Source organism: Bacillus cereus group sp. MG4, assembly GCF_040460055.1.
Lineage (GTDB): Bacteria > Bacillota > Bacilli > Bacillales > Bacillaceae_G > Bacillus_A > Bacillus_A wiedmannii.
The window spans coordinates 4,142,399-4,160,725 of the sequence record NZ_JARVGZ010000001.1 but is presented as its reverse complement, the minus strand read 5'-3'; the positions used below and the strand labels follow the sequence as shown (position 1 = coordinate 4,160,725).

The following is an 18,327-nucleotide window of genomic DNA, read 5'->3' as shown; positions in this document are numbered from 1 at the left end:
TTTATATTCTTTCAAAACTAGATAACATTGCTTCATATTATATGGTTAAGTCCTCGATCTATTAGTATTCGTCAGCTCCACATGTCACCATGCTTCCACCTCGAACCTATCAACCTGATCATCTTTCAGGGATCTTACTAGCTTACGCTATGGGAAATCTCATCTTGAGGGGTGCTTCATGCTTAGATGCTTTCAGCACTTATCCCTTCCGCACATAGCTACCCAGCTATGCCCTTGGCAGAACAACTGGTACACCAGCGGTGCGTCCATCCCGGTCCTCTCGTACTAAGGACAGCTCCTCTCAAATTTCCTACGCCCACGACGGATAGGGACCGAACTGTCTCACGACGTTCTGAACCCAGCTCGCGTACCGCTTTAATGGGCGAACAGCCCAACCCTTGGGACCGACTACAGCCCCAGGATGCGATGAGCCGACATCGAGGTGCCAAACCTCCCCGTCGATGTGGACTCTTGGGGGAGATAAGCCTGTTATCCCCGGGGTAGCTTTTATCCGTTGAGCGATGGCCCTTCCATGCGGAACCACCGGATCACTAAGCCCGACTTTCGTCCCTGCTCGACTTGTAGGTCTCGCAGTCAAGCTCCCTTATGCCTTTGCACTCTACGAATGATTTCCAACCATTCTGAGGGAACCTTTGGGCGCCTCCGTTACACTTTAGGAGGCGACCGCCCCAGTCAAACTGCCCACCTGACACTGTCTCCCGGGTCGATAAGACCCGTAGGTTAGAATTTCAATACAGTCAGGGCGGTATCCCACCAGCGCCTCCACCGAAGCTAGCGCTCCGGTTTCAATGGCTCCCGCCTATCCTGTACAAACTGTACCAAAATTCAATATCAGGCTACAGTAAAGCTCCACGGGGTCTTTCCGTCCTGTCGCGGGTAACCTGCATCTTCACAGGTACTATAATTTCACCGAGTCTCTGGTTGAGACAGTGCCCAAATCGTTACACCTTTCGTGCGGGTCGGAACTTACCCGACAAGGAATTTCGCTACCTTAGGACCGTTATAGTTACGGCCGCCGTTTACTGGGGCTTCAGTTCAGAGCTTCGCTTACGCTAACCCCTCTCCTTAACCTTCCAGCACCGGGCAGGTGTCAGCCCCTATACTTCGCCTTACGGCTTCGCAGAGACCTGTGTTTTTGCTAAACAGTCGCTTGGGCCTATTCACTGCGGCTTTCCGTTAAGAAAGCACCCCTTCTCCCGAAGTTACGGGGTCATTTTGCCGAGTTCCTTAACCAGAGTTCTCTCGCACACCTTAGGATTCTCTCCTCGCCTACCTGTGTCGGTTTGCGGTACAGGCACCTTTTATCTCGCTAGAAGCTTTTCTTGGCAGCGGGGAATCAAAGACTTCGCTCCATAAGGAGCTTCCCCATTACAGCTCAGCATACGCGATAAGCGGATTTGCCTACTTATCAGCCTAACTGCTTGGACGTGCACAACCAATCGCACGCTTCTTCTATCCTTCTGCGTCCCTCCATTGCTCAAACGATAAAGAGGTGGTACAGGAATATCAACCTGTTGTCCATCGCCTACGCCTGTCGGCCTCGGCTTAGGTCCTGACTAACCCTGAGCGGACGAGCCTTCCTCAGGAAACCTTAGGCATTCGGTGGACGGGATTCTCACCCGTCTTTCGCTACTCATACCGGCATTCTCACTTCTAAGCGCTCCACCAGTCCTTCCGGTCTGACTTCACTGCACTTAGAACGCTCCCCTACCACTGATACCATTGGTATCAATTCGCAGCTTCGGTGGTGTATTTAGCCCCGGTACATTTTCGGCGCAGAGTCACTCGACTAGTGAGCTATTACGCACTCTTTAAATGGTGGCTGCTTCTAAGCCAACATCCTAGTTGTCTAAGCAACTCCACATCCTTTTCCACTTAATACACACTTTGGGACCTTAGCTGGCGATCTGGGCTGTTTCCCTCTTGACTACGGATCTTATCACTCGCAGTCTGACTCCTAAGGATAAGTCATTGGCATTCGGAGTTTGACTGAATTCGGTAATCCGATGAGGACCCCTAGTTCAATCAGTGCTCTACCTCCAAGACTCTTACACTTAAGGCTAGCCCTAAAGCTATTTCGGGGAGAACCAGCTATCTCCAGGTTCGATTGGAATTTCTCCGCTACCCACACCTCATCCCCGCACTTTTCAACGTGCGTGGGTTCGGGCCTCCATTCAGTGTTACCTGAACTTCACCCTGGACATGGGTAGATCACCTGGTTTCGGGTCTACGACCACGTACTAAACGCCCTATTCAGACTCGCTTTCGCTGCGGCTCCGCCTCTTCAGCTTAACCTCGCACGGGATCGTAACTCGCCGGTTCATTCTACAAAAGGCACGCCATCACCCATTAACGGGCTCTGACTATTTGTAGGCACACGGTTTCAGGATCTCTTTCACTCCCCTTCCGGGGTGCTTTTCACCTTTCCCTCACGGTACTGGTTCACTATCGATCACTAGGGAGTATTTAGCCTTGGGAGATGGTCCTCCCAGATTCCGACGGAATTTCACGTGTTCCGCCGTACTCAGGATACATTCAAGAGAGAACGAAGTTTCGACTACGGGGTTGTTACCCTCTACGACGGACCTTTCCAGGTCGCTTCGTCTACCTCGTTCCTTTGTAACTCCGTATAGAATGTCCTACAACCCCAAGAGGCAAGCCTCTTGGTTTGGGCTATGTTCCGTTTCGCTCGCCGCTACTCAGGAAATCGCATTTGCTTTCTCTTCCTCCAGGTACTTAGATGTTTCAGTTCCCTGGGTCTGTCTTCCTTACCCTATGTATTCAGGTAAGGATACCATACCATTACGTATGGTGGGTTTCCCCATTCGGAAATCTTCGGATCAAAGCTTACTTACAGCTCCCCGAAGCATATCGGCGTTAGTCCCGTCCTTCATCGACTCCTAGTGTCAAGGCATCCACCGTGCGCCCTTTCTAACTTAACCAAACTAAAATTAAAAAAATATGAGCTACACTGTTATCTAGTTTTCAAAGAACATACATTTATATATGAGAGATAGTTCTCTCAAAACTGAACAAAACGAAACACGGAAACTTATATTGATGAACAGCGTTCATCAATTCTCCATAGAAAGGAGGTGATCCAGCCGCACCTTCCGATACGGCTACCTTGTTACGACTTCACCCCAATCATCTGTCCCACCTTAGGCGGCTGGCTCCATAAAGGTTACCCCACCGACTTCGGGTGTTACAAACTCTCGTGGTGTGACGGGCGGTGTGTACAAGGCCCGGGAACGTATTCACCGCGGCATGCTGATCCGCGATTACTAGCGATTCCAGCTTCATGTAGGCGAGTTGCAGCCTACAATCCGAACTGAGAACGGTTTTATGAGATTAGCTCCACCTCGCGGTCTTGCAGCTCTTTGTACCGTCCATTGTAGCACGTGTGTAGCCCAGGTCATAAGGGGCATGATGATTTGACGTCATCCCCACCTTCCTCCGGTTTGTCACCGGCAGTCACCTTAGAGTGCCCAACTTAATGATGGCAACTAAGATCAAGGGTTGCGCTCGTTGCGGGACTTAACCCAACATCTCACGACACGAGCTGACGACAACCATGCACCACCTGTCACTCTGCTCCCGAAGGAGAAGCCCTATCTCTAGGGTTTTCAGAGGATGTCAAGACCTGGTAAGGTTCTTCGCGTTGCTTCGAATTAAACCACATGCTCCACCGCTTGTGCGGGCCCCCGTCAATTCCTTTGAGTTTCAGCCTTGCGGCCGTACTCCCCAGGCGGAGTGCTTAATGCGTTAACTTCAGCACTAAAGGGCGGAAACCCTCTAACACTTAGCACTCATCGTTTACGGCGTGGACTACCAGGGTATCTAATCCTGTTTGCTCCCCACGCTTTCGCGCCTCAGTGTCAGTTACAGACCAGAAAGTCGCCTTCGCCACTGGTGTTCCTCCATATCTCTACGCATTTCACCGCTACACATGGAATTCCACTTTCCTCTTCTGCACTCAAGTCTCCCAGTTTCCAATGACCCTCCACGGTTGAGCCGTGGGCTTTCACATCAGACTTAAGAAACCACCTGCGCGCGCTTTACGCCCAATAATTCCGGATAACGCTTGCCACCTACGTATTACCGCGGCTGCTGGCACGTAGTTAGCCGTGGCTTTCTGGTTAGGTACCGTCAAGGTGCCAGCTTATTCAACTAGCACTTGTTCTTCCCTAACAACAGAGTTTTACGACCCGAAAGCCTTCATCACTCACGCGGCGTTGCTCCGTCAGACTTTCGTCCATTGCGGAAGATTCCCTACTGCTGCCTCCCGTAGGAGTCTGGGCCGTGTCTCAGTCCCAGTGTGGCCGATCACCCTCTCAGGTCGGCTACGCATCGTTGCCTTGGTGAGCCGTTACCTCACCAACTAGCTAATGCGACGCGGGTCCATCCATAAGTGACAGCCGAAGCCGCCTTTCAATTTCGAACCATGCAGTTCAAAATATTATCCGGTATTAGCCCCGGTTTCCCGGGGTTATCCCAGTCTTATGGGCAGGTTACCCACGTGTTACTCACCCGTCCGCCGCTAACTTCATAAGAGCAAGCTCTTAATCCATTCGCTCGACTTGCATGTATTAGGCACGCCGCCAGCGTTCATCCTGAGCCAGGATCAAACTCTCCAATAAAGTTAGTTTGTCTAGCATCTAAAAATAAAAATTGACGTTTCACGTTGTTTGTTTCGTTCAGTTTTCAAAGAACTTGTCTGCCGCTTCAGAAGCGACTTCATCATATTAACATCTTCATTTTTCGATGTCAACTACGTTTTAAAATTTCTTTTTTGTCGTTTTCTGCGTATCCGCATCAGCGACGTTTATTAATATACCATCATGATTTTTAAATAACAAGTGTTTTTTTAAAAAAACACAAAAAAATATCCATCCTACTTTCTTCTATATAGAGACACCTCATCCCATCTATGGAAAACAGCTATTTAAATTGTATACCAATACACTCTAGTTAACCAAACTGTATTTCATAACCCCTTCCTAGATTTTCATTCTCTTCTATATTAAAGCCCTGATCATTTAATTCTCTATAGACTAACAATATAAAAAAACAAATCACTCCAAACTAAAAAAATAGATTCACCACTCCCTACATAAAGCAAACATGCCGATTTTTAGTTTTGTTCCTCCACACAAACTATTAATTGAACGAATCGGTTGTTTACAGACAGCTCGATTAGGTAATAGTCTTATCGCTCGGCGAATAGCGGAATAAATAACGAAATCCCAACAAAAACATTAACTTAAGATTATTGTTAGAATTTTTTTACATTTAATTAATGAAAAATATCCATTTTTTGTTATATAGTAAGAAAGTGCCCACAAAACTATAAATACTAATGGAGGAATTATCTTATGGATAGGTTAACAAAGTTTTCATTAAAAAACCGAGCCGCTATTATTATCATGGTTTTTCTCATTTCCATACTCGGCGTTTATTCTGGTTCTAAATTGCCGATGGAGTTTTTGCCAAGCATCGATAATCCCGCAATAACTGTCACGACATTATCTCAAGGGCTTGATGCTGAAACGATGACCAAGGAAGTAACTGATCCCCTCGAAAAACAATTTCGTAATTTAGAACATATTGATGGCATCACTTCCTCCACACACGAAGGATTATCACGTATCGACATTACATATACATCCAAAGCAAATATGAAAGACGCAGCACGTGAAGTCGAAAAAACCATTAATACAATTAAATTACCTAAAGATGCAACGAAACCCGTAGTTAGCCAACTAAATACTTCTATGATTCCACTCGCTCAAATTGCTATCCAGAAGCAAAACGGATTTTCAAAAGCAGATGAAAAACAAATTGAAAAAGAAATCGTACCACAACTCGAAAGCATTGATGGTGTTGCCAACGTTATGTTTTTCGGAAAATCAGCCTCTGAATTATCTATCATACTAGACCCAAACCAATTAAAAGATAAAAACGTAACAACAGAACAAATATTAAAGGTTTTACAAGGAAAGGAAACTTCCACTCCAGCTGGAGCAATTACCGTTAATAAAGAAGAATATAACCTTCGTGTCATTGGGGATATAAAAAATGTAGATGATATTAAAAACATAACCGTTGCACCTCAAGTAAAATTACAAGATGTTGCTCAAATTGAACTTAAACAACACTACGATACAATCTCACATATAAACGGAGAAGAAGGAACCGGATTAATCATCATGAAAGAGCCAAGTAAAAATGCAGTTGCAATCGGAAAGGAAATCGATAAGAAAATCAAAGATATAAGTAAACAATATAAAGATCAGTTTTCTATTAAACTTTTAGCCTCAACTCATGAGCAAGTTGAAAATGCTGTTACTAGTATGGGCAAAGAAGTAATTCTTGGAGCAATTGCTGCAACTCTAATTATCTTAATCTTTTTGCGTAACTTCCGAACGACACTCATCGCCGTTGTCAGTATTCCATTATCTATTTTATTAACACTCTTTTTACTACACCAATCTAACATCACACTTAACACCTTAACGCTTGGTGGTTTAGCAGTTGCAGTTGGACGTCTCGTCGATGATAGTATCGTTGTCATCGAGAATATTTTCCGTCGTTTACAAAAAGAATCTTTCTCTAAAGATATTATTCTCGATGCAACGAAAGAGGTCGCCGTCGCAATTACTTCTTCTACTTTAACAACAGTCGCTGTTTTCTTACCTATCGGCCTCGTATCAGGAGTAATCGGAAAATTAATGTTACCTATGGTATTAGCAGTTGTATATTCTATACTATCATCCTTAATCGTTGCACTAACAGTTGTTCCACTTATGGCGTTTTTACTACTCAAAAAAACAAAACACAAAAAGCCAAGTTCTTCACCACGATATGTCGCTACATTAAAGTGGGCTCTTTCGCATAAATTCATTATTCTACTTACCGCCTTTTTATTATTCGCAGGATCAATTGCAGCCTATGTATTACTACCGAAAGCGAACATAAAATCTGAAGACAACACAATGTTATCTATTAATATGACTTTCCCAGCTGATTACGCTCCTGAAACGCAAAAACAAAAAGCCTTCGATTTCGAAAAGAAATTACTTTCTAATTCGGATGTAACAGATGTTATTTTACGAATGGGATCTAGCGCAGAAGATGCACAATGGGGACAAACGACAAAAAATAATCTTGCCAGTATATTTGTAGTCTTCAAGAAAGGCTCTGATATTGATCAATATATTAAAGAGTTAAAGAAAGAACATAAAGCTTTTGAGCCTGCTGAACTAGATTATATAAAAACAAGTTATTCAAGCTCTGGTGGTGGCAACATTTTGCAATTTAACGTAACAGCAACTAACGAAACGAATTTAAAAGAGGCTGCCACTATCGCCGAAACAAAACTAAAAGATATGGCTGCTCTCTCTAAAGTAAAAACAAATTTAGAAGACTCTAAGAAAGAATGGCAAATCCATGTTGATCAAACAAAGGCCGAACAACTAGGCTTAACACCAGAATTAGCAGCACAACAAGTAGCATTCCTTATGAAGAAATCACCTATTGGTGAAGTTTCAATTAATAATGAAAAAACAACTATTATAATAGAACACAAAAAAGAAAACATTACTAAACAAGAAGACATTTTAAACACAAACATACTATCACCTATCAATGGACCAATTCCTTTAAAAGACATTGCAACTATTTCAGAAAAGCAACTTCAAACAGAAGTCTTCCATAAAGACGGAAAAGAAACGATTCAAATTACTGCCGAGGCCTCAAATGAAGATTTAAGTAAAGTAAGCGCAGAAGTAAACGAAACGCTAGCTAACTTAGACTTACCTAGCGGCGCAAAAGTAACTATTGCAGGTGCAACTGAATCTATGCAAGAGAACTTCACAGATTTATTCAAAATTATGGGGATTGCAATCGGGATTGTATATTTAATTATGGTTATCACCTTCGGACAGGCGCGGGCTCCTTTTGCAATTTTGTTCTCCCTGCCATTAGCTGCTGTTGGCGGTATTTTAGGATTAATCATTTCAGGAACACCCGTTGATGTAAATTCCTTGATCGGCGCATTAATGTTAATCGGGATTGTCGTTACAAACGCTATTGTATTAATAGAAAGAGTGCAACAAAATCGGGAACATGGAATGGAAACAAGAGATGCCTTACTAGAAGCAGGATCCACTAGATTACGTCCAATTATTATGACAGCTATAACGACAATCGTCGCTATGCTACCACTCCTATTCGGCCAATCCCAAGCAGGAAGTATGGTATCAAAAAGTTTGGCAGTTGTTGTCATCGGTGGTTTAGCAGTCTCAACCGTTCTTACATTAGTAGTCGTTCCAGTTATGTATGAATTATTAGATAAAATCGGGAGAAAAAGACGCTCTCGCAGAAAAATAAACACCTCTACAGAAACACCTGATATTTAAAAGAAAAGCGTTATCTTCACGAATGAAGATAACGCTTTTTTCTCTACCTACACATATAATCCATCATTTTTTCCGCATATTGCTCTAGAGGTTTACTAGAATCCACAATACAAATTCAACAATCATTACATCCATTCCTTCTATATTAAAATACAAAAAGAACTCCCTACTTATAAATAGAGAGTTCCTCTTTATAATTTATGCTGCTTTTACTTTCTTCGTCGTTTTACTTTTTCTTTTCGTTCCTGTAAAACGTTTGTGTAATACAGATGCTATCAAGCGTGAAATAACATTAAATAGTAATACCATAATAATTAATACAGCTGCAGATTTTGTCGCAATCAACTTTGCATCCGGAATAACTCCTTCAGAATTTAACTTCCAAATGTGAACCGCTAACGTTTCAGCTGGTCTAAATGGATTTAAAGGATGCGCAGGACTTGAGAAGTCCGCCGCTGAATTTAAAATCGGGGATGTTAAACCCGCTGTGTAAATTAACGCTGCCGCTTCACCAAATATACGACCCGCCGCTAAAATAATACCTGTAATAATTTGCGGTAATGACGACGGAATAATAATACGAGCGATTGTTTGCCATTTCGTTGCACCTAATCCAAGACTCGCCTCTTTTACATTATGAGGCACTTCTGAAATCGCATTTTCACAAACACGTGTTAAACCTGGTAAGTTTAAAATAGTTAAAGCAAGAGCACCGCCCATTACTGTGTATCCCCAACCTGTCATTGTAACGAACACTAACAAACCGAATAAACCAACAACAATCGAAGGTAACGACGCCATTGTCTCAATACATAAACGAACAAAATTTAAAAAACGCCCTTGTTTTGCGTACTCTGCTAAATATATTCCAGCACCTAACCCAAGAGGAATAGATATAACAAGCGTTATAACAAGCATGTAGAAGGAATTGAATAACTGTGGACCAATCCCACCACCAGCTCTTGTATTACTTGGTTCTCCAAACAAGAAATCAGGATCCCAAAATCCCCATCCCTTTTGCAGAATTTCAAACACTAAGAATACTAGCAGAGCTACAACTAAAGCTGCAACTGCATAAAAGATACCTGTCCAAACTTTATTTACCGTTCTTGCATTCATTATTATCGCTCACCTCTTTGCCCAATCGCTCGAATTACTAAAATAAACAGGAATGAAATAACAAGTAAAATCATCGCTAAAGTCCATAGCGCATTATTCCAAGCAGTTCCGTTTAATGTATTTGTCATGTCCATTGTCAAAATACCAGTTAACGTCGCTGTCGGACTATATATTCCTTCTGGTAATTTAATTGTGTTCCCGATTACCATTTGAACCGCTAATGCTTCACCAAAAGCACGCGCTAAACCTAAAACAACACCTGTTAAAATCCCTTTTTTCGCAGCAGGAACAATCACTCGGCTAACCGCTTGCCATTTCGTTGATCCTAGACCATAAGAAGCTTCTAAATAATCAAATGGAACAGAGCGTATTGCATCAGAAGCGATACTAGCAATAGTAGGTAAAATCATAATACTTAATACAACAATACCCGCAATTAGACTAAATCCCACTCCCCCGAACGAATCACGTAATAGCGGCACTAAAATCGTAACCCCTAATAATCCGTATACAACCGAAGGAATACCAACTAATAATTCTAAAACGGGCTTCAATACTTTATTTCCAAACTTCGGCGAAATTAAATTCATGAATATAGCAAGAGCTATAGCAATTGGCGCACTAATAATAACCGCACCTAACGAAACCACTGTTGAACCTACAATAAAAATCAAAGCCCCGAAGGTTCCTTCGTCAGCATTTGGATTCCATTTTGTCGATGTTAACATCTCAGTAAATGAGATACCGCTTTGTGTAAAAGATTGAATACCTTTACCGCAAATAAACGCAATAATAGCTAATGTAATTAAAACAATAAAAATACCACAAAACGTAACAAGCGATCTTCCTATATATTCACTTTTTACGTAATTAATTTGTTTTTTCCCCTTCATCACAGGTCAGACCCCACTTCATAGATTGAAATGAACAGGACTGGCCTTGCAGCCAGCCCCATAAAAATTTATTACTTATTTAATTTAGACATCGGGATGTAACCCATATCTTCTACTTGCTTTTCAAAGTCTTTGCCTTTTACATAATCAATGTAAGCTTTCGTTGCTTCTTTCGCTTCACCTTTTGTTACCATGTACTCGTAAGACCAGAATGGATATTTACCAGACGAAATGTTTTCAACTTTTGGTTCAGAACCATCAATTTTCACTGTTTGTAGCGCACCTTTTTTATCGCCAACCATGTAAGACATTGCTAAATAACTTACTGAACCTGGAGTAGAATTGATCGCTTGCTCTACTGCACCGTTAGAATCTTGTGTTGTACCAGTTCCATCATTAATTTTCGCTTCTTTCATAACTGTCTTTTCAAATGTAGCACGTGTACCAGATGAAGCTGGACGGTTAATTACGTTGATTTTTTCATCTTTCCCGCCTACCTCTTTCCAGTTTGTTACTTTCCCAGTGAAGATATCTTGTACTTGTTGCACTGTTAAGTTATCAACTTTTACATCTTTATTTACGACAAGTGCGAATGCAATACCCGCAACCTTGTTATCTACTAATTCTTTCGCTTTTTCAGCATCTTTTATTTTATCTCCCGACGGAACATCTGAATTACCAATTTGTACCGCACCCGATGCTACTTGGTTAATCCCAGTTCCACTACCGCCACCTTGAACTTGAATAGAAACTTTTGAATTTTTCTCCATGAATTTCTTTCCAGCTTCCTCCGCAAGAGGTAGAAGAGCTGTAGAACCAGCCGCCGCAATCGTACCTGATAATTCTTGTTTTGTATTATCGCTTCCTTTAGCAGTTTCTTTACTAGCTGTATCTTCTGCTTTCCCACATCCAACTAACGCTCCTGCTACCACTAAAGCCGCTAAAGAAAATTTAATACCTTTTTTCATAACCATGTCTTGTACCCCCATTTGGATTATCGCTTTTCGAATTCATTTTCTTTCGAACACAAATTCATTGTAGGACAACAATATTATGTGAGTGTTAAGCAATTTTTAATTTTAAGTAAATGACGATAATAACCCTTAAAAGCTAGGAATCCCAACATTTATAGTTAAAGAATCCAACAAAATCCACACTAATTAAGTTGTAATGTAAATTTATTCTTAACAATGTAAATTCAATGTAAATATTTTTCGCTCTTTTCCCCTTTTAGTTAAAGATACATTTACAAATCCATTGTATTTTTTAACTTTTACACTCTTACTTTATTTACATTAAACAGAATTTCAGTAATATTTTTTAGTCCAACTAAATAAATTGGAACAATTCTAAAAATAAATGAATATTTTTAAAGTACCAATTGACAGCATCATCCAATGTAGTCTACTATATTACTAACAAAAAGTTTACCTAAGGAAACTTTTTAAACTCAAACTAACAATATAGAGATGAGGTAACTTTTATGGTATCGGCTAATACAAAACCACTTTCCGAATTTAAGACAGGAGAGTTCGTACAAATTGAGAAGATACAATTAGAAGGAACTATGAAACGGCGGTTATTAGACTTAGGATTTATTCCTGGGGCAACAATTAAAGTATTACAGCGCAGTCCTCTCGGAGATCCGGTCGCTTATCAAGTAAGCAACACAACTATTGCACTACGCAAGGAAGAAAGTTCCCTTATTTTCGGGGTATTAATAGGAGATGATTTCAGATGAGCAAACATCGCATTGCTTTAGCTGGCAACCCGAATACCGGGAAAAGTACATTATTTAATACTTTAACAGGCTTAAAACAACATACTGGAAACTGGACGGGAAAAACTGTTTTAAAAGCTGAAGGGGAATATGAACATAACGGCAGTAAATATACATTAATAGATTTACCTGGAACTTACTCACTATATTCAAATTCTGCGGATGAAGAAGTAGCAAGAGATTATATTATATTTGAAAAACCAGAGGTAACTGTAGTTGTTATAGATGCAACTGCTATGGAGAGAAATTTAAATTTAGCACTCCAAGTGATGGAAATGACGAGCAACGTAGTCATTTGTATTAATTTAATTGATGAAGCGGAGAAAAAAGGCATCGTTATTGATGAAAAGAAATTAGCAAAATCGCTCGGTGTACCTGTAGTTAAGATTTCTGCTCGTAACCGAGTAGGTATTGGACATTTGCTAAGTGTTATCGCTAAAGTAGCCAATAAAAAATTAATTCCAACACCAATTAAAATTTCTTACAGTGAAAAAATCGAAAATATGATTCAGGAATTAGAACCACAAATTTATAAAGTGTTCGGTGATACGTATCCAGCACGTTGGATTGCGTTACGTATATTAGATGGAGATAAAAACTTCTTAACTACACTTCAAAAACACCATGATGAACCACTTGTAAGGGAGGTCGTAATGAATGGAATCTCACTCAGCCAGTAAAGCTCTTCCATTAGACTATATTATTCAACATGCACAAACACTATCAAAAGAAGATATACGAGATGATATTGTCGGAGATATTTACCGAACATCTGCAAGCATATGTAAAGAATCTGTTCAATATACAAATACTGATAAATTGTATCGTTCTGAAAAACTAGATAAAATTTTCACATCTCCCATCTGGGGATTCCCAATTATGCTCGGTATTTTATCTATTATTTTTTATCTTACAATTGCAGGCGCTAACGTACCGTCTGATATGATTGCTGAATTTTTCGGATGGACCGAAGGATATTTAACATCTTGGTTCCAAGCGGCGCATGCACCTGAATGGTTACATGGCATTTTAATACTTGGTTTATTCCGTGGTATCGGTGCTGTTATTAGCGTTATGTTACCACCTATGGCCATCTTTTTCCCTATGTTCGCACTATTAGAAAACTACGGATACTTACCACGCGTGGCGTTTAATATGGACCGCTTATTCAAACGCTCCGGTGCACATGGCAAACAATCTTTAACAATGGCAATGGGCTTTGGTTGTAATGCAGCAGCCATCATGTCAACACGTATTATTGAATCACCACGTGAACGTATGCTTGCAATCTTAACGAACAACTTCGTTCCTTGTAACGGTCGCTGGCCTATGTTAATTTTAATGGCTTCACTATTTATGGCCGCTGGTTATACAGGTAGTATGCAAACATTAGTTACCGCTGGCGTTGTAGTTGGAATGGTTGTAATTGGTGTTATTATGACATTAACCGTTTCTTGGGTACTATCAAAGACAGCTTTAAAAGGTGTACCAACTCACTACACACTTGAGTTACCGCCGTACCGTAAGCCAAAAGTTTGGAATACAATTGTACGTGCAACACTCGATAAATCAGTCTATGTTTTAAAACGAGCTGTCGTTGTAGCTGCTCCTGCGGCTGCATTAACTTGGTTACTTGCTAACATTTTCATCGGTGACACAAGCTTACTTATGTATTTTGTAAACTTCCTAGATCCATTTGCTAAAATGTTAGGACTTGATGGTTTTATTTTAGCTGCATTCATTCTTGGACTGCCAGCTAATGAAATTGTTATCCCGATTTTATTAATGGCTTATTTATCAACTGGAGCTTTAACTGAAATAGATGATTTTAATCAAATTAAAAACCTATTCTTAGAAAATGGTTGGACTTGGTTAACAGCGTTAAACACAATGTTGTTCTCACTTCTTCATTTCCCATGCGGAACAACACTGGTTAACATATATAAAGAAACAAAAAGTGCAAAATGGACATTCTTATCGTTTGCAATCCCTACCGTTATCGCCGTTGTTGTGACATTCCTCTCTACACAATTGGTACATTGGTTAGGGCTTGTATAAAAACAAAGCATATGTGCGAAAGAAACCTGAAAATCATTCAGGTTTCTTTTTTTGTATATCAGTATTCCAAGGCTGTGCTCCATACGTTGTGATTTTTTTATGAATGTAGTATATGGCTCCTGGAAGAACCGCCATTAATATCGTGCAACTAATCCCCAATCCAGTAAACAACTTCCATCACCTTATTTCACTCTCTTCGGTAAGGCCGAACCTGAATGTTCAATTGTTGGATCAATATGAACATGAATTTCGGCATCACTAAAGTAATTTTCGCCTTGATCCCAATTCTTACTTATCTTTTTCCACTCTTTATAATTATGTCGCTTATATACTTCCCCTAACTCTAATACATCTACCTTATATTTTTTTTGAATAAGTTTAATTGATTTTTGGATACGCTTCTCCATTTCCATCGAAATATCTTTCTTTAAACGCTTTTCATTCATAACTTGTTTATGATCACTAAAATGCAACTCCGCCAAAGTTCCTTCTAATGATAAATAAATATCAAACTTCGGTTTTACAGCATTTTTCGTAGATACTTTAATCTTTCGGCGCATCTTATGTATTTCATATGTAATAAGCTGATCCTTTTTACGTATAGTAAAAAAACCACCAATTTTTTTACCTATTATATAATTCATCCCTAATGTTTCTTCCCCGTTCAAACTGCCTATACACTTATTATCCTTCCCACGAAACAACGCTGCCCCATTCATTTGTACCCCTTGTTTTGTCAGTTCGAGAATAGGTAATACGAAACTTCGGTTCGAAATCATCTTTTCCTGGACTTCACCAATTCTTGCAGCCTCAACCATTTGAGCATTTTTAGGAGGATGTTCAGCTAACATATCAATATATTGCGCCGGTAAATTTTCAGGCTTCGCACTCTGCTTCAAAATAGCTTCTGCATCTTTCTCAGAAACAAACAAACGAATATTTCGTCTCATCTCATGATCACGAATATATACATCTAACGTATTTTGTAAAACATATGGATTCGCTAATAAATCTTTAGAAAAAATTATCACTTGTATATGCGGAAAGAATAATGAGCGACTAATTTTTTTGGCGATAATTCGTATTTGTTCAAAGACACTATCTGCTTTCGCACTAACATTAATATAATTTTCACTATCTCCACCACCTTGTCCACCTTGTTGCGCTAACTTACTGGGAAGCACCATCTGATACGTCCCTTTCATAATTGGATTTGATTTCTTTTTCTTCACAATATCGTACGCCGCGCCTACTACAAATCCCCTTTCTTCTATTTCTACTAGTTCAGAGCACCCACTTATAGATCCAGCTAAAACCATAATCATTATAATTTTAAGAAGGTGTTTCATTTTTACCATTCCTTCTTTTTATTTTATATACAATAAAAACTAACAAAGGCGCTAGCACGACAAACCCCATATCAACCCAGGCTAAATAAGTTCCATAATGTGATAATGACTCTAAATTACTCGGTATCATATTCAGCATAAAAATAATAGGAGCACTTACGAAAATAAAAATATGTTTCTTCACTTTCGGAAACATAGCACAAAATAATAAAGATGCGACATCATAGTACATTGCTGTCGTGTTATAAATAGTAATAATCCAAGTAGTAAAAAAAATCGCATCAAACCTTTCTAAAAAACCCCCACCAATTTCAATTTCTTTCCCTAATTCAATTGTTGGATATGTCAATCCACGCGTTGTCATATACGTAAAAACACTAATACAAGTTACATAAATTAAAATGTATGACAACACGTTTACCATCACCGCTTTTGCAACTGCCATTGGAGCTTTTTTCGCTGTCTTATCGTTTAACAACACCGCATAAAATAAAGCTACCTCAAATCCAATAAATGTAAAAATAGAATTTTTAACGCCAACTGCATATTGACTGACATTCGTTTGAAAAGCTGGTAGTAAATTCTTTATTTCCATTAAATTTATATTCAATAAGGAAAGAAGCACTATCGCAATTAAAACAATAGGTAAGAATAGAACATTTAACCTTATTAAAGCTGCTCTCGATCCTGCTATTCCATAGATAACAACTAATAAAAAGAAGAAAGACAGTAGTTGTACTGGCGTATCGCTAAATAAATACGTTTGTGAAATAATTGCAATCATTCGTGATTCATATGCTGTCAAAGCAGCAAACGTTAATACTAAAATCATACTAATCGTGTATGCCACCGGCTTCGTCAAATGCGCACTCGTATATTGAACAAAGTTTTGTTTCGGGAATAAAATAGCTACCCTCGTTACAAACCACCCTAAAACCGCACATATCAATCCACCCAAAAGCAAAATAATCCAACCGTCTGAAAATAAAGTTTGATCAGCAATATCCCTTGGCATAGACAGTGCACCTATACCAATAATGGTTGACGATACTGCAAATCCAATTTCCCGAGATCCAATTTCTTCATCGCCATACTCAAATGGTTTCAATTATTCTCGCTCCTTTGGACGTATTGTAGAATCCTTTGTTTGCAAGTACTCCGGTCTCTCTTTCAACATTGATTTTGGTAAACGGATAATTTCTTCTTTCCAATCTTTATAAAACGCAGGAGCGATTGGAGCTGTATACGGTACACCAACACTTGTTAAATTCGTAATATGAACAGCAAGTGCGATAAGAGCTAAAATAATTCCATACAAACCAAAAGCAGTCGCTGCTAACACAAAGACAAAAAGTAAAATCCGAAACGTAATCGTAATGCTATATACAGGGAGAGAAAAGGTAGCAATTGCAGTAACTGCAATAATAATTACTAAAAACGGATTTACAATTCCTGCGTTTACCGCTGCTTCTCCAATTACAAGGCCACCTACAATCCCAATTGTTTGCCCCATCGGTTTCGGCAACCTAATTCCTGCTTCTCGTATTAACTCCATCGTTAATGCCATCATTAATGTTTCTATATATGCAGGAAACGGAACACCTTCCCTTGCCCCAGCAATTGAATACGCCAATTTAGAAGGAATAAGTCCTTGATGATATGAGACGAGCGCTACATACATCGCTGGCATTAAAATCGCAATTATCCCAGAAACCATCCGCAAAATTCTTAATAAAGTCCCAATTACCCAACGCTCGTAGTGATCTTCCACAGATTGAAAAATATCAACAAATACTAGCGGAGCTATAAGGGCAAACGGTGATCCATCCACCAAAATAGCTGCCTTTCCTTTCGTTAATGAGGCCACAATATTATCAGGCCTTTCTGTATTCAAAAACTGCGGAAACGGTGACAAATTATTATCTTGAATTAATTGCTCAATCGTACCCGTCTCAAAAACGACATCTGTCTCTATTGATTGAAGACGCCGATCTAGCTCTTTTACAATGTAAGGATTAATAATGTCTTCTATATATACTAAAGTCACCTCTTTTTGAGATCTCTTCCCCATAATATAAGATTGAAATCTCAGCTTTGGGTCACGTAAACTACGGCGAATTAACATTTTATTCACGTTAATATCTTCATTTAATCCGATCCTCGGTCCACGTATTAAATCTTCTGTTACCGACGGTTCTAAACTTCTTTTTTCCCAAGCCCTACTATTAATCACGATAGCGGTTTGAACATTATCAATTAATATAACTGTATCTCCCGCTAAAATCGCATTTATAATATCCGGAAACGTTGTCTTCTTACCGACTTCCGCAATAGAAATAAAACGATCCAATAATATTTGAACAACAGTTTCTTCTTTTTGCACTTCTTCATATTGAAGTGTACGAACTACATATTTATAAACATTATCCTTATCTGTTAACCCACATAAAAAAATAACAGCACAGCGTGTAAAACTATCAGCAAGGGTAACTTCCCTAATTGTTAAATCATTAGGCGAACCTAACTCATCCCTAATTTCTTTCATAATTTCAAATAAGTTACCTTTTAACTCTAACAATTCCCCCACCTAACTTCCTTTTCAACAAGTTTTTAGTTAGATTCCGCTAATAGAAGGAAATATATACAAAAAAGAGCTATCTCTTTTCAAAGATAGCTCTAACACACGG

11 protein-coding genes and 2 rRNA genes are annotated in these 18,327 nt (G+C 39.6%); 4 read left to right on the top strand and 9 right to left on the bottom strand.

Annotation, left to right across the window (positions count from 1 at the left end; genetic code table 11):
• Window positions 1-41: 41 nt before the first annotated feature.
• Both QCI41_RS21640 and QCI41_RS21635 read right to left on the bottom strand, forming a co-directional pair.
• Window positions 42-2,963 (bottom strand): 23S ribosomal RNA (locus QCI41_RS21640).
• Between the two features lie 146 nt (window positions 2,964-3,109).
• A 16S ribosomal RNA gene (locus tag QCI41_RS21635) occupies window positions 3,110-4,661 on the bottom strand.
• Together the 16S and 23S rRNA genes form the textbook arrangement of a ribosomal RNA operon.
• Window positions 4,662-5,396: 735 nt before the next feature.
• On the opposite strand from QCI41_RS21635, the gene QCI41_RS21630 reads away from it, so the two are divergent.
• Window positions 5,397-8,441, top strand: coding sequence for an efflux RND transporter permease subunit (locus QCI41_RS21630; RefSeq protein ID WP_353836713.1), 3,045 nt, complete (start codon window positions 5,397-5,399; stop codon window positions 8,439-8,441).
• Window positions 8,442-8,639: 198 nt separating this feature from the next.
• Here the strand turns inward: QCI41_RS21630 and pstA are convergent, their stop codons facing one another.
• The 3 genes from pstA to QCI41_RS21615 all read right to left on the bottom strand — a co-directional run bounded on the left by pstA (window position 8,640) and on the right by QCI41_RS21615 (window position 11,427).
• The gene (pstA, locus tag QCI41_RS21625) at window positions 8,640-9,560 is read right to left on the bottom strand and encodes a phosphate ABC transporter permease PstA (RefSeq protein WP_353836714.1); all 921 of its coding nucleotides are present in this window, start codon (window positions 9,558-9,560) and stop codon (window positions 8,640-8,642) included.
• A 2-nt stretch (window positions 9,561-9,562) separates the two neighbouring features.
• Complete coding sequence (pstC, locus tag QCI41_RS21620; protein ID WP_000676675.1) at window positions 9,563-10,453, bottom strand: phosphate ABC transporter permease subunit PstC; 891 nt, start codon at window positions 10,451-10,453, stop codon at window positions 9,563-9,565.
• 71 nt (window positions 10,454-10,524) lie between these two features.
• Window positions 10,525-11,427, bottom strand: a complete 903-nt coding sequence (locus QCI41_RS21615) for a phosphate ABC transporter substrate-binding protein PstS family protein (RefSeq protein WP_000245106.1) — start codon at window positions 11,425-11,427, stop codon at window positions 10,525-10,527.
• Window positions 11,428-11,936: 509 nt separating this feature from the next.
• Here QCI41_RS21615 and QCI41_RS21610 point away from each other — a divergent pair.
• Genes QCI41_RS21610 through QCI41_RS21600 form a run of 3 tightly spaced genes read left to right on the top strand, consistent with a single transcriptional unit; the run spans window position 11,937 to window position 14,291 of the window.
• The gene (locus QCI41_RS21610; protein ID WP_000252989.1) at window positions 11,937-12,194 is read left to right on the top strand and encodes a FeoA family protein; all 258 of its coding nucleotides are present in this window, start codon (window positions 11,937-11,939) and stop codon (window positions 12,192-12,194) included.
• Complete coding sequence (locus QCI41_RS21605) at window positions 12,191-12,913, top strand: FeoB small GTPase domain-containing protein (protein ID WP_353836715.1); 723 nt, start codon at window positions 12,191-12,193, stop codon at window positions 12,911-12,913. Before QCI41_RS21610 ends, QCI41_RS21605 begins: the two co-directional genes overlap by 4 nt.
• A complete protein-coding gene (locus tag QCI41_RS21600) occupies window positions 12,891-14,291 on the top strand; it encodes a nucleoside recognition domain-containing protein (protein WP_353836716.1) in 1,401 nt (466 codons plus the stop codon). Before QCI41_RS21605 ends, QCI41_RS21600 begins: the two co-directional genes overlap by 23 nt.
• Before the next feature lie 33 nt (window positions 14,292-14,324).
• Here the strand turns inward: QCI41_RS21600 and QCI41_RS21595 are convergent, their stop codons facing one another.
• From QCI41_RS21595 to QCI41_RS21580, 4 genes are read right to left on the bottom strand one after another with little or no spacing between them, the layout of a single operon-like run.
• Window positions 14,325-14,462 (bottom strand): hypothetical protein, encoded by a 138-nt coding sequence (locus tag QCI41_RS21595; protein ID WP_000493994.1) that lies wholly within the window; start codon window positions 14,460-14,462, stop codon window positions 14,325-14,327.
• A gap of 11 nt (window positions 14,463-14,473) precedes the next feature.
• Window positions 14,474-15,640, bottom strand: a complete 1,167-nt coding sequence (locus tag QCI41_RS21590) for a Ger(x)C family spore germination protein (protein WP_353836717.1) — start codon at window positions 15,638-15,640, stop codon at window positions 14,474-14,476.
• Window positions 15,624-16,748, bottom strand: a complete 1,125-nt coding sequence (gene gerLB / locus QCI41_RS21585) for a spore germination protein GerLB (RefSeq protein ID WP_353836718.1) — start codon at window positions 16,746-16,748, stop codon at window positions 15,624-15,626. The genes QCI41_RS21590 and gerLB overlap by 17 nt, the downstream gene beginning before the upstream one ends.
• Entirely contained in the window at window positions 16,749-18,227 is a 1,479-nt protein-coding gene (locus tag QCI41_RS21580; RefSeq protein ID WP_353836719.1) for a spore germination protein, read from the bottom strand.
• Between the last annotated feature and the right edge of the window lie 100 nt (window positions 18,228-18,327).